11 protein-coding genes are annotated in these 13,691 nt (G+C 43.7%); 6 read left to right on the top strand and 5 right to left on the bottom strand.

Annotation, left to right across the window (positions count from 1 at the left end):
• Positions 1-121: 121 nt before the first annotated feature.
• Both L1070_RS13175 and L1070_RS13170 read right to left on the bottom strand, forming a co-directional pair.
• Positions 122-1,894, bottom strand: a complete 1,773-nt coding sequence (locus tag L1070_RS13175; RefSeq protein WP_070982856.1) for a PKD domain-containing protein — start codon at positions 1,892-1,894, stop codon at positions 122-124.
• Between the two features lie 107 nt (positions 1,895-2,001).
• On the bottom strand, positions 2,002-3,186 hold the full coding sequence (locus L1070_RS13170) for a hypothetical protein (RefSeq protein WP_237125867.1): 1,185 nt from the start codon (positions 3,184-3,186) through the stop codon (positions 2,002-2,004).
• A 247-nt stretch (positions 3,187-3,433) separates the two neighbouring features.
• Between L1070_RS13170 and L1070_RS13165 the strand changes: the two genes are divergently transcribed.
• The 4 genes from L1070_RS13165 to L1070_RS13150 all read left to right on the top strand — a co-directional run bounded on the left by L1070_RS13165 (position 3,434) and on the right by L1070_RS13150 (position 10,388).
• Positions 3,434-4,597, top strand: coding sequence for an efflux RND transporter periplasmic adaptor subunit (locus L1070_RS13165; protein WP_237125866.1), 1,164 nt, complete (start codon positions 3,434-3,436; stop codon positions 4,595-4,597).
• Between the two features lie 15 nt (positions 4,598-4,612).
• Entirely contained in the window at positions 4,613-7,756 is a 3,144-nt protein-coding gene (locus L1070_RS13160) for an efflux RND transporter permease subunit (RefSeq protein ID WP_237125865.1), read from the top strand.
• A 131-nt stretch (positions 7,757-7,887) separates the two neighbouring features.
• Complete coding sequence (locus tag L1070_RS13155) at positions 7,888-9,933, top strand: S9 family peptidase (RefSeq protein ID WP_237125893.1); 2,046 nt, start codon at positions 7,888-7,890, stop codon at positions 9,931-9,933.
• A 29-nt stretch (positions 9,934-9,962) separates the two neighbouring features.
• Positions 9,963-10,388 carry a hypothetical protein gene (locus L1070_RS13150; protein WP_237125864.1) on the top strand — a complete coding sequence of 142 codons (426 nt, stop codon included), beginning with the start codon at positions 9,963-9,965 and terminating at the stop codon, positions 10,386-10,388.
• On the opposite strand, the gene L1070_RS13145 is transcribed toward L1070_RS13150, so the two are convergent.
• Complete coding sequence (locus L1070_RS13145) at positions 10,356-10,829, bottom strand: Dps family protein (RefSeq protein ID WP_237125863.1); 474 nt, start codon at positions 10,827-10,829, stop codon at positions 10,356-10,358. The two genes, L1070_RS13150 and L1070_RS13145, sit on opposite strands and share 33 nt — an antisense overlap.
• A 370-nt stretch (positions 10,830-11,199) precedes the next feature.
• On the opposite strand from L1070_RS13145, the gene L1070_RS13140 reads away from it, so the two are divergent.
• Positions 11,200-11,409, top strand: a complete 210-nt coding sequence (locus L1070_RS13140) for a hypothetical protein (protein ID WP_070982850.1) — start codon at positions 11,200-11,202, stop codon at positions 11,407-11,409.
• On the opposite strand, the gene L1070_RS13135 is transcribed toward L1070_RS13140, so the two are convergent.
• Complete coding sequence (locus tag L1070_RS13135) at positions 11,406-12,026, bottom strand: alpha/beta hydrolase (RefSeq protein WP_237125862.1); 621 nt, start codon at positions 12,024-12,026, stop codon at positions 11,406-11,408. The genes L1070_RS13140 and L1070_RS13135 overlap by 4 nt on opposite strands.
• A gap of 8 nt (positions 12,027-12,034) precedes the next feature.
• A complete protein-coding gene (locus tag L1070_RS13130; protein ID WP_070982848.1) occupies positions 12,035-12,571 on the bottom strand; it encodes a YaeQ family protein in 537 nt (178 codons plus the stop codon).
• Positions 12,572-12,730: 159 nt separating this feature from the next.
• Here L1070_RS13130 and ylqF point away from each other — a divergent pair, with 159 nt between their 5' ends.
• Entirely contained in the window at positions 12,731-13,675 is a 945-nt protein-coding gene (gene ylqF / locus L1070_RS13125; RefSeq protein WP_237125861.1) for a ribosome biogenesis GTPase YlqF, read from the top strand.
• The last annotated feature ends 16 nt before the right edge of the window (positions 13,676-13,691 follow it).

The raw sequence follows: 13,691 nt of genomic DNA, 5'->3' as shown, positions 1-13,691 counted from the left end.
GGCGACACATTGTGTCGCCTTGAGTATAAAACAGATATGGAGAATGAAGTGCATGTCAGGGTGTACACCTGTTTGGGTGGAACTAAAACGCACTGTTCTACCCATTCACTCCCGATATGCCTTAGTTAGTATAGTCGGCTGTTAGCTGTACGCCATTAAATGCAGAAAATGCTCTGATCATGACATGATATCTGCCAGCACCATCGTTTTGTGTACAGGTTTCACCATTACCCCAACGGTAAGGGCGGCAGTCATATGTAGACGTTGTAGGCTTTTCATCTTTACGCACGTACAAGTCTGCATCCCCCGTGCCTCCGGCCATTTTAAAGGTGATATTGGTTGCACCCATTGGGACATCAAAGTAGAAGAACTGTTCTGAGTACTTTTCACCTGAGAGGTCTTTTCTTGTCACACCTTTTTCAAGTTGTGCTGGGTCGGTCGCATCAGAAACAGAAATTGTTTTGCTTAAAGAAGCCGTTTGACCTTGGTCATCTGTAACGGTCAGAGTTACAGAGTAATCACCACCATTGGCATAGGTATGCGCAACATTACTGCCAAAGCCATTGCTGCTATTGTCGCCAAATTGCCATTCATGCTGGTTAATTGAACCGCCAGGTACACTAGAGCCTGAGCCATCGAATTGGCAAGCTAACTTGTCACAGCTATAGGTGAAGTGAGCCACAGGTACTGGGTCGCTGCCAGGTTGATCGCCAACCGGGATTTGATTGTTAAACTCGCCGGCAACTTGTGGCCAAATCTTACTGATTTTAGCCCCTTTGTTTGTGCAGCCACCCAAGTGGTGTAACGCGATAACATTGTTGGTTGCCGCAGCAAGTACAGGGGAGCCTGAAGAGCCACCAATTGTATCGCAATAGTAACCAAGGTCTGTGCCCGTACCACGGCCATTTGCATTGGCTTCATTCACCTGACATAAGCCGTTGCTGTCTTGATCTGATTCAATCGATAGTTCTTTTGGATTACCAGAACCGTGCTGTGGAATATAGATACGTTCGCCTTGCGTTGCATCGCGTACATCTAGGCCAAAATAACCAAAAGGTTCCGTTAGTTCGAAGTTATTAACGGTAAATAGTGTGTAATCCAGAGTGTAATCTGTTTTAAGGAAATCTTTACCTGTTACCTTGACCACTGTTTCTTTAGTGCTGCCGTTACAGGTGGTATGCTGGTAGTTAAACCACACTTCAGTTGATGTCAGTTCTGACGCTGTTTCTACACAGTGGTTGTTGGTAAACATGTGGTTGTCGGCACCAACGCGCCAACCGGTACACAAGCTGCGACCACCAATAACCAAGCGAGCCACTGGGCGACTACGTTCAAACTCAGTAGGGTGAGATTGTGCCCAACACTGAACGTCTCTGCGCTCATTAACACCACAGGTAGATGAAGTATCAACGTCTGTAATACTTAGCTGGTCTTCAGTGCCAAAGTGATAATAGTCGATGATAGGCGTGCCTAAGTTAGCATTGTTCGCCTGACCCGGTGTGTACTCAACGATTACCGTGTCGCTTGATACTGACATGGCCGCAAAGTCACTGGCACCGTTGTCACCTTTTTCTAAAGTTGCTTTACGCATGTCAGAAGCTGTGTACTCATAACGTTCGCTATTGTCCGTTGCTCTAACAACCAGTTTACCACCACCATTTAAGTTAATGTTTTTAAAGTGTAGTTTTATATAACTGGCGTTTGGGTGCGAAATGGTTTGTGAAATTGTATTGGCTTTGCCACTGAGGGCTAAGTTCAATGTTTCAGTTTTACCTATGATGGTCTCGGTGGTCTTGCTTGTGTAGTTTAACATTTGCTCTTCAGTTAATGGCGCTTGTGCAAAAGCACTCATCGAAACGATACTAAGAGCTGGGAGAAAATAGCGTTTTTTCATTGTTGATCCTTACATGTTTTGTATTTTGTCTAAAAGTTAGACACATCTAAGGTAGAACGAAAAAACGCAAAAGTAAACAGGTTGTTAATAATAAATTAACATTGAGTTTAATTTTGTTCTTTGTTTTGGTTATAACTACGACCAACATACTCGAGGGTATTTAGCTTAGCCTGATAGACCCCTTGCTTTTCTCTATCTTCCGATTTGTCGATCGCATATTGTAAATACATTGCAGCTTTTGCTTTTTTATCCTGCAGGTAGTAAATCTTTGCCAATGCGAAGTAAGGTTCAGGAATGTAGGGGGTGCTTGCGATGAGCTCTTTAAGCAGCGCTTCGGCGCTAGAATAGCGTTCTTTGGCAATATCTTGTTCGGCAAGTTGTAGAAAATCAAACGGAGTTTTTGCGTTGTTCAACAATTGCTCTTCTAGTTTCTCTTGAAGTGGTGTATCAGCGAGTTGCTGTGCAAGATAGCTGTAACTATATAGTAAGTTGTTGCTTACTAGTTGATTGTTTAGCGCAAACTCAAACAGCTTCTTTGCGGTGTCTGTGTCACCGACTCTGCGATGTAAAATAGCGGCTAAGTTGATAAGTTCTGGATCATATGGGACGTATTCAAGGGCTTGAGAAACGAGGGAATAGCTCATATCGAACTGTTCTGCCAGTAAAGCTTCAGTGGCTAAATTTGCATAATATTTTGCCACTAAATCAGCGTATGTTGCGCTACCGATAAATACTAAATCTCTTGCTGGGAAGTAATCAATGACGGTACCTGGACGAATTGCATATAGCCACTTCTCATCCTCTTGCTCTTTAGGTGCGTATAGCTTGGTTTTAAAATGGTTAGAGACCAAAATGGTTTGGTCCTGCTTTTTGTAAACAGGCATTGTCGCAACTTCTTTGAAGCTGGTTTCAATACCTAGCATATTCGCATAGGCTTGCGTCAAAATAGCGAGACTGATGCAATTGCCTTCATTCATCGCCAGCGTAGCGGTGGCATTAAGCGTAGCACCATCATAAGTGAACTTGTCGAGATTACTATCTAAATAGTTGGCAATGATTGTATCGGCTCGGATATTTTGTAGCTTTTGCTCTTGAGCATAACTTAAAAATTTGTGTCGTTCGGCTTCGGGCAGCGCAAAAATACTCTCTTCACTCTCAATATTCAAACGCGTAAAAAGGCTATGGTTAAGTAGCGTTGATGGGTTTTTAAGTGGTTCTTTTACATCAATTTTCTGAGTGTGATTGCAAGCTGTTAAGAACAGAATTAAAGACAGCGCAAAGAGTTGTTTCATGGTGAGATACTTCCTTATTTGTTACTCAAAAATGTAATCTTTTGGGGCGGATTCACAACTTCAAATCAGGTGCATGTTTAAGCTACCTGAGAGGCGTATTTTTGCGATATAAATTATGTCGACCCCTGAGCTATTCAATGCTTTTGGAGCTGGCCCCAAAATATGTAATAGAAACTTACAAATGTCACGTTTTTCTCAGCCATAAAGTTGTTATGATAGATGTAGGAAAATTACACAAGGTGCAGTCATGAAAACGAACATAGTAAGGTGGATTTTGCCTTTTGCCGTATTAACGCTCGGCGGTTTAGGTGCGTTGGGTATTAATGTAATGGCAGCAGATCCCAAAGAAAAGGAACCCGTTGACAGCAGACCCGTGGTCGAAGTGGAGTCGATATCAGCGTTAGACCATCAGGTTGTCATCAACAGCTACGGTGAAGTAAAACCCTATGAACAGACCAATCTGTCCGTTCAGGTATCAGGTGAGGTAACGTATTGGCATCCGAGCTTTATTCCAGGTGGTGTAATCGCTCGTGGTGACGTATTAATGCGGGTAGAAAAAGATAACTATGAAGCCGCATTGCTACAAGCTGAAGCTGAGTTATCTCGCGCTAGGGCTGCATTGATAGAAGAGCAAGCACTGGCAGATGTGGCTGCCGATGAAGCGAAACGCTTTCCGAACAAAAAGCACACCGATTTATTTTTACGTAAGCCTCAACTAATGAGTGCCAAAGCAGCGGTTAAATCTGCAGAGGCTGGGCTAAAAAGAGCGCAGCGAGATCTAGACAATTGCGAGGTTGTGGCGCCTTATGATGCATTGGTTGTTTCTCGTAGTATTGGTTTAGGTCAGTTTGTGAGTGTTGGCACACCGGTTGCGCAGCTCAATAATATTGAAGCAGCCGAGGTTGTGATCCCTATTGCTGGGTTCGACAGTGCTTTCTTACCTGAGCGTATAGAAGGCATACCTGCTACCGTGACGCAAAGTGGTTTAAACGGGTTTACACGTCAAGCTGTGATCGATCGAGATTTAGGGGTTGTGGATACCCAAACCCGAATGGTGAATTTAGTGGTCAGAATTGACGACCCCTATGGCATTGAGTCTAAACAACCTGCTCTGAAATTTGGTGCTTTTGTGCAAGTGGACTTTGCGGGTAAAACGCTAAGTCGTATATACAAGCTTCCTCAGGACTTAGTGAATAACCAAACGGTTTGGTTGCTAACGGATGAAAACAAATTAGAACCGCGTAAGGTTCAGGTCATTCGTGAAGAGGGTGAGTACTTCTATGTAAACGTCGGCCTGAACGGTAATGAGCGCATTGTAACGACGGTACCTGAGTACCCGCAGAAGGGGATGGCTGTTAAAGTCGCTGGCGCTGATTCATCTGATGCAAAAGCGTCAAAGCAAACCTTGTAAAGGCTGGGATCAGGAATGAGTACACAACAGCATGAAAAACAAACGGGCATAATTGCCTATTTTGCAAACAATACTGTCGCAGCCAACTTATTGATGTGGTTTATCATTATTGTTGGTATCGCCTCTTATTTTTCAATTCAGAGGCAAATGTTTCCGAATGTAGAATTAAATTACATCAATATAGAGGCGAATTATCCTGGGGCATCTCCACAGGAAATAGAAGAAAGTATTCTGGTCAAAATAGAAGAAGCGCTCAAAGATATCACTGAAATAGAAGAAGGGGTATATCGAGCGTTTCGTAATGGTGGCAGTGCAACATTAGAGATTGACCCTGATGTAGAACTGGCCGACGTAATGGACAAAGTCAAGCTTCGCGTGGATGGCATAGCAACGTTTCCAGCGGCCATGGAGCCGCTCACGGTCAGTCAGCGGGAGTTTCGGCAAGACGTGATTGGGATGACGGTCTCAGCCGACTTACCACTGACGGATTTAAAACCCATCGCTAAGAATATAGAAGATGAATTGCTACAACTCAGTAGTGTCTCTTTGGTTGAGGTGAGTGTCCCGTTGGATGAAATCGCTATCGAGATTGACCCAGATATGCTGCGCCAATACGATCTCACCATCAACGATGTGACACAGGCTATTCGTGGTTATTCTACCAATCTATCGGCTGGGCAAATACGCACCGGTGCGGGAGTCATTTCTGTGCGTGTTGAAAACCAGTCTTACAATGGCGATCAGTTTCGACAACTGCCAGTGAAGATTGGCGACAATGGCGCCAAGTTGTTACTCAAAGATGTTGCGGTAATAAAAGACGCGTTTACTGAGGGAGAGCGCTACTTCAAACTCAATGGTAACAATGCTGTTTATATTGCGGTCAAGGCCACTAAAGACCAAAACATGATCCCCATTGCTGAGACGGTTAAAGACTACATTGCCCATAAAAATGAACAACTACCAGCGGGGGTACAAATTGACCCATTAGTTGACATGACGTACTACCTCAATGGCCGTCTCGATATGATGAAGAGCAACCTTTTTCAAGGGGCGATTTTGGTGGCCATCATGCTTTCCATCTTCTTACGCTTTAAGCTTGCGTTATGGGTGATGGTTGGCCTGCCGATTTGTTTCTTAGGCGCGATCATGACGATGCCTTTACTAGATATTACCGTCAATGTGGTGTCGCTTTTCTCGTTTATCATGGTACTGGGGATAGTCGTTGATGACGCGATTGTGATAGGTGAAAGTGCCTATACCGAAATAGAAAAGAAAGGGCCAGGTGTTGAAAGTGTTGTGCGTGGCGCTAAACGTGTAGCGACACCCGCAACATTTGGGGTGTTAACCACGATGGCCGTGTTTGTGCCACTCATGTTTTCAAGTGGTCCAGATAGCTCCAATTTTGTGTCTATTGCGGGGGTTGTTCTACTGTGCCTTGCCTTTAGCCTAATCGAATCAAAGCTGATCCTACCTGCGCATATTGCCCATACTAAATTTGAACCAATGCCAGAAAACAGTTGGCGCGTTCGTTTTAACAAGCGGTTTTTTGGTTTTGTGAATGGGCCTTATAAACGATTTGTAACCCTGTGCGTGCAGTGGCGTTGGACGGTACTTTTTGCATTTGTTGGCATGTTCATTATGAGTATTGCGCTCATCTCAAGCGGAGCGGTACGTACGCTGTTTGTGCCTAAAATACCGCATGATTTCCCAGCAATAAACCTAACCATGAACGACAATGCATCGGACGAGCAAACGATTTCGGCCATTCGTCAATTAGAAGCGCTGATTGTTTCGGTGGATAAAGAAGTCGAGCAAGAGTACGGGCAAAAAATGGTGCGAGATATCATGGTTATGAACGAGGGGCGTACTGAAGGACGAGTGTTAGCGCCTTTAGTGGATGAGCCACTTAGACCATTTAATACCTTTGAACTAACCCGTCGTTGGCGTGAGAATATGCCAGAAATAGCCGGTGTAAAATCGATCCTTATTGAAGAGGAGGTGATTAATATTGGCGGAGATGGTGATTTTGGCTATTTGCTGTATGGCTCGGACATTGACACCTTGAACGCTGCGGGCAGGCAGCTAATTCGCATGCTACAAGATGAAAAAGGCCTGTTTGATATCAGCTCGACCATTGACCCTGCCAGCAAGGAAATTCAACTGATACTTAAACCTGTTGCCTATGATTTAGGGTTGAACCTACAAAACATCGGGTCACAAGTGGGGGCGAGCTTTTACGGTGGCGAAGCACAGCGTGTGATACGAAACGGTGAAGAGGTGAGAGTCATGGTGCGCTATCCAAAGCTAACACGTGAAGCCTTCTCATCGCTCAAGCATACTGTGATCACCACGCCACAAGGCAAAGATGTGATGTTAGGTGATGTCGTTGAACTCATCGAAAAGCCGGGGATCAGCTATATTCGCCGTGAAGAAGGTTATCGCACCGTTTATGTTTACGGCAACATTGACGAGGAAGTGGTTGAGCCCAATGCTGTAACCAAACGCATTGATGATGACATTTTGCCTGAGTTGTTAAAAACCTTCCCTTCGGTAAAAACGAAACTGGGTGGATCGGTTGAAGAGCAGCAGGCTCAGGCCAATGAACAATTTGTATTTTTCATTGTTGGTATGTTGATTGTTTATATTCTCTTGGCGATACCACTTAAGAGCTATGCACAACCTTTGATAGTAATGTCAGTGATCCCTTTCAGCCTTGTAGGCGCTATTTGGGGGCACCTATTCTTTGGGCTGGACCTGAGTATGATGTCAACCTATGGGATCATTGCGGCGGCCGGTGTGGTAATCAATGACTCGCTGGTCATGACTGATTTTGTAAATCAGGCCCGCAAAGAAGGTATGCCATTAAAAGAAGCGGTGATTAGCGCAGGCTGTACGCGCTTTAGGGCGATCACCTTAACCTCTATTACGACTTTTGCTGGTGTTTTACCCATCATGTTTGAAACCAGCTTACAGGCAATGTTTGTGATCCCAATGGCGGTGTCACTTGGCTTTGCGGTTATTTTTGCAACCTTGATCACCTTATTGTTGGTGCCTTGTTTGTACATTATTATGACGGATATCAGGGCGTTTTTTATCGCTTTGTTTCAATCATTGAAACGCGTTGTCACAGCGCGAAAAAGCCAACAAATGCCTAGTTGAGCACCGTAATATAATCAAGGGCTAATTGTAATGATTGGCCCTTTTTTACGTGTTTACTCCCCCGCCCAGCTGGTAAAAGTTATGTTAGACTGCACAAAAAAGAAAATAGGAACAGCGTAGTGACTGAGAAAATGTCTGCACCCATTGCAAAAAAAATTCCACACAGTATGACGCTTCATGGACATACTCGTATCGATAATTACTATTGGATGAGAGATGACGACAGGCAAGATGACGAAATTATTGCCCACCTTAAACAAGAGAATGTCTTTACCGATCATCATATGTCTGCCCATCAGTCACTGCAGGATACCTTGTTCGAAGAACTTAAAGGGCGGATTGTTAAAGATGACAGTTCGGTGCCTGTGAAAGATGGCGCTTACTGGTATGTAAGCGATGTGCAAGGGGATGACGAATATGCCAGTCACTTTCGTGCGACAGATGAACAGCTCTCTAATAAAACCTTACTGCTGGATGTCAATGAACTGGCAAATAAATACGAATATTATGATATTGGAGAGATAAACGTTAGTCCAAATGACGACCTGCTAGCATACAGTGAAGACACAGACGGGCGACGAATCTACACAATTCGTTTCAAAGACCTGACGAGCAATCAATATTTAGCAGATGTATTGGAAAATACCGAAGGGCAGCTAGTTTGGGCAAACGATAACAAAACGGTTTTTTACGTAAAAAAAGACCTACAAACTTTGCTGGGCTACCAGGTTTATCGCCATGTGCTGGGCACACCACAAAGCGATGATACTCTAGTGTATGAAGAGCAAGATCGACAGTTTTACATGGAACTGGGCAAAAGTCGTGATGAAAGTGAAATCTATATCCATCTTGCTGCGACGCAAACCAGTGATGTTATGGTACTAGATGCAAATGCGCCACTGGGTGAGTTTAACAGATTGTTCCCGCGTACTGAGGGCCATGAGTTTGGAATAGATAAACACGCAGGAAGTTACTACATCTTGTCCAATCATCAAGCTAAGAACTTTCGTCTGTTAAAAGCAAGTGAGACAACGATTGCAGACTTATCGCAGTGGCAGGAACTGATCGCCCATCGCGAACACATTTTGATAGAAGGCATGGAGTTATTTGATAGCCACTTTGTCATAACCGAAAGAGAACTCGGACAGATCCGCTTTGTGGTGCACAACTATGAGGGTGAGAGTTATCATCTTAGTTTTGATGACGAGTGTTTTTATGCGGGGATTGGGTATAACCCTGAGTCGAGCGGCAACTCTGTTAGAATTCACTACTCCAGCCTCACCACACCAAACACAGTGTACGATTGTGATTTAAAAACGGGGCGTAAAACTCTGCGTAAGCAACAACAAGTATTAGGCGGTTTTGATGCCAGCAACTATGCCTCTAAACGACTTTTTGTGACGGCCAGAGATGGCGTGCAAGTGCCTGTCTCTTTGGTCTATCACAAAGACAAGTTCCGCAAAGATGGTACTAACCCAATGTTGCAATATGGCTATGGCGCTTATGGTATTACTATCGATCCGAGCTTCGCCAGCTCAACATTGTCGTTACTCGATAGAGGCTTTGTGTATGTGATTGCACATATTCGTGGTTCTGAAATGTTAGGGCGTCCTTGGTATGAACAGGGTAAAAAAGAGCACAAGCAAAATACCTTTAATGATTTTATCGACGTGACAAAGAGCCTAGTTGAGCAAGGTTATGCGGATAAAAACAAGGTATTTGCATCCGGTGGCAGTGCTGGTGGCTTGTTAATGGGAGCCATAGTTAATCAGGCACCGCAACTGTATTTGGGAGTGGGTTGTCACGTGCCATTTCTCGATGTGTTGACCACCATGCTAGATGAATCTATTCCACTGACTACCAACGAATATGACGAATGGGGTAACCCAAACGATGAAACGGCTTATCAAACTATTTTGAGCTATTCACCGTATGATAATTTGACACAACAAGATTATCCTCACATTCTGGTGACAACGGGTTTATATGACTCGCAAGTACAATACTGGGAGCCGATGAAGTGGGTTGCCAAATTGCGAGAAGTAAAAACCGATGATAACTTGTTACTGTTCAAAACGGATATGGATGCGGGTCATGGTGGAGCATCTGGACGCTTCAAAAGTTTGCAGGATAAAGCACTGGAAATGACTTTTTTCTTGGCCTTGCTGTCTTCTTGACAGCATTACTGATGAGTAGGGTGTTTTAGATGTTTTTAGCTCATGGTCTGTGGCGTGTTTATATGCAGCCTCCTTATGCTTATATGAGCCTCAAGGGGGCATTCAATAAAGAAGGTGTGTTGGCCTTTCAAAATGATTTGCGTGCTTATGCAGGTAAATTCCCCGCTCATAGCATAACCTATGGCGTGGTGGATCTGAGTGAGTTTGAAATGAGTACCGCTGATAGCATTGAAGATACGAGGCAGTATTTTACTGGTGTGACGCAACGTGGTCTAAAGCATGTAGATTACGTGGGGGCAAATGTACTTGCCCGCCACGTTTTGACTCAGTTGTGGCAAGGTACTGCAACCAGTATTACCTTTTATGCCAACATGGCAGAGTTGGTTAGCCAACAGTCTCAGCATGAAGGCAACATCAAGCGCTTAGTTGAGATAAGCTTTAAGCATCCAGACTAGCTTTTCTTGCTCTTTAATGTAATCGCTCATCAGCGCTGCGGTGCCTTCATCCTGTGCATCGCCAGCTTGCTCTAAAATATCACGTTGCATGGCTATCAAGACCTTGTAACCCGCTAACAGGTTGTTTAACGCGTCAGCGCCGTCACTGATATTTTTCGCTTCAGCTATCTTGCTGGTTTCCAAGTAGTCAGAAAAAGCATGTAACGGCTTACCTTCTATGGTGAGGATGCGTTCAGCAATTTCATCGACTTTTTCCAACAGTAAGTTGTAAATCTCTTCAAACTTAAGGTGTAGCTCAAAGAAGTTACGACCTTTGATGTTCCAGTGAAAGCCACGCGCATTCATATATTGGATCTGATAACTACTCAGTAATGTGTTGAGTGATGTCACCAGTGACTGGCTTTTTTGATTGTCTAAACCAATTGAGTTCGTTGTATTCATAATAAGCTCCTTGTTTTGATGTTCATAGTATGGGTGAAAGTCGCTTAAATTCCCATCGACTATAATCTATGTAACTAATCGAAAAAATCAATTGAATAGGGGACTTCGTCCCAATAATATTTAATATGAGGGTTATACGCGATTTTTCTACCCTAAGATCAAAAACTCATGATTTGGTATTGGGATGGGAATAAAGCTTGCCAACTTTTTATTACCCTAAAGCTATTTCGTTGAAAAATTGATCTGAAACATATCCATCGCGAAGATGAAAGCAGCGCTTGCCATGGTTTGATGTAGGTCAAAAATTACGCTTTCTCTGGGCGCATAATGAACCTGTAGTACACAAGGTCATTATTGAAGGAGAGTAATCATGCAAGGTAAAACCAAATCACAACACAAGTCAGAGATCATTGTGGTTGTCATCGCTTTAGTTGCATTTTTGATAGGTTTGATTGGTCATCTAGCAGGAGCGAGCTTTGCTAACTCCGATGCATTTGGCTACATCGCAGCACCTATTCCGCTTATCACTGGAATAATTGCTTGGGTTGCATACAAAATTGCGCAAAGTGGAGACCACTAGTTGAGTTGAGCGTGACGGTCTTGATTAAGCAATTGTAGGATATACTCGGTTACCTGACGTGAGTAAATCATACTGGTATGGCTTAGGTGAAATACTTTATGTTCCGCCATACCTTTGAGTTTGGTTTCTTCTAACAGTACCGTGCCATCTGAGCGACTGCCCTTTTTTAGCAATGGCATTAGGCCTATGGGTAAGTCGCCAGCGATGCTGTACAACTTCGCTTTAAACGGCCAGTCGTGATTGTCACTTAATAAAAACTCTATGCTATCTTTGAGCAGCATGTTCAGGCCTTTATCATGCATGTGTTTGGCAATGGCGCTGCCTTTATGTGGTGTGCCCAGTGTGATCACTTTGTCCACACATAGACTAGGTTGAGAGTTATTCTCTAAGTAGGCTCGGGCGACCAAGCCGCCCATAGAGTGGCAGACTAACGCTGTGGGTTGGTCTGCAATAAACTGATCAATGGCAGTAAAGATAGAAGCTTTGTTTGGCGTTAGGGTGTTGTAACTGAGATTGAGTATTTCAAATCCCTGATTGGTTAATCTAGAACACAGTGGCTGCATTACAAAGCCAGACATGTACAAACCGTGTAATACCACAACACGTTTTATCGCCATTTTAACTCCTACTTTAATTGCTCCGGTATCAGATGTACGCTGCGCTGTTCGTCGCTTATCCATATCTCTTTATCTTGAACCGTGATGGTTAAAGACATTGAACGAGCTGCCATTTCTGCTAGCTGTTGTGTTGCGCTATAAGGCAGGCTTACCACGGATAAATTGCCAAAACTATTGAGCTTAGCCTGATTTTTTTGCCACCATAAGGTTTGAGTGTTTTCGCCATAGGTGTACAACACAACGTGTTTAGCGCGATTACAGGCTTTCTTTACACGTTTATCATCAGGTAAACCTAAATCAACCCATAACTCAATTTCGTCGCTGTAGTTTTTAACCCAAATTTCAGGTTCATCATCGGCGCATAGGCCTTTGGTAAACTCGAGTTGCTCTTGGTATTGCAACGCATACGCAAGCAACCTTACCATCAACCGCTGTTCGTTCTCTGATGGATGCTGTGCAAGGGTCAAAGAACAGGTGTGATAAACGTGCCTATCCATATCACTAAGTGATAGCTGTGTTTTTATAATAGTTGACTTTAATGCCATATGAATATGTACCCGATAAAATGATGCGCGCAGTATACTGGAGTTAAGCGGGTATGCGGTGTTATTGACGACAAAAAGATAAAATTTTACCTAGATTAAGGTAATTTTGTGATTACCTAGGTAAAATGGCGTTTTGATTTTTACCTGTAGGAGAAAGCGATGGCCATCCAGTGGTTCCCTGGGCATATGAATAAAGCTCGTAATGAGATTAAAGAAATTATGCCGCAGATGGATGTAATTATTGAAGTGTTGGATGCACGCATTCCTTACAGCAGTGAAAACCCCATGGTATCAGCACTTCGTGGTGACAAGCCGGTCATCAAAATATTAAATAAAGCCGATTTAGCCGATCCTGCGTTAACTGAACGATGGATGGCATATTTTGAGCAAGAAAGTGGTGTGAAAGCCATTGCCTTTGGTCACGATAAAGCAGCTGAAGTACACAAAATAAATGAATTGTGTAAGAGGTTAGCACCACACAAGGTGGGGGCTGACAAACAACTTAAGGCCATGATCATGGGGATCCCCAACGTTGGAAAATCAACACTTATCAATATTTTGGCAGGTAGGATCGTTGCTAAAACAGGCAATGAGCCTGCGGTCACAAAGGCACAACAGCGTATTAAGTTGGAAGATGGCATTATGTTGTACGATACGCCGGGTATGCTGTGGCCAAAAGTTGAAAATGAAAACTCGGGTTATCGCTTAGCTGCAACTGGGGCCATCAGAGATACCGCCATAGATTATGAAGAAGTGGCCAGTTATACCGCTGAATATTTACTACAAGCTTATCCCGAGTTACTCAAATCGCGTTATAAGCTCGACGAGCTGCCAGAACAAGATTGGGAGTTTATTGAAGTTGCAGGTAAAAAGCGTGGTTGTATCCGTGGTGGCAATCAAATAGATACATACAAAATGTCAGAAATCTTAATCAATGAACTGCGCGATGCAATCATTGGCCGCATTACAATGGAAACACCACAAATGCGTGAAGCAGAAGAAGTGATGGTGGCACAGCTAAGGGCCGAAGCCGAGGCGAAAAAAGCTGCCAAAGAGGAAGAAAAGAAACAAAGGCGTGCTCGCGCGCGGAAAAACCGTCGTTAAATGTTGAGGGGGGCTG

The organism is Pseudoalteromonas sp. MMG022, from assembly GCF_021654245.1.
Taxonomy (GTDB): domain Bacteria; phylum Pseudomonadota; class Gammaproteobacteria; order Enterobacterales; family Alteromonadaceae; genus Pseudoalteromonas; species Pseudoalteromonas amylolytica.
Note: the sequence above shows the minus strand (reverse complement) of the source record. Positions and strands in the feature narration are given on the sequence as shown.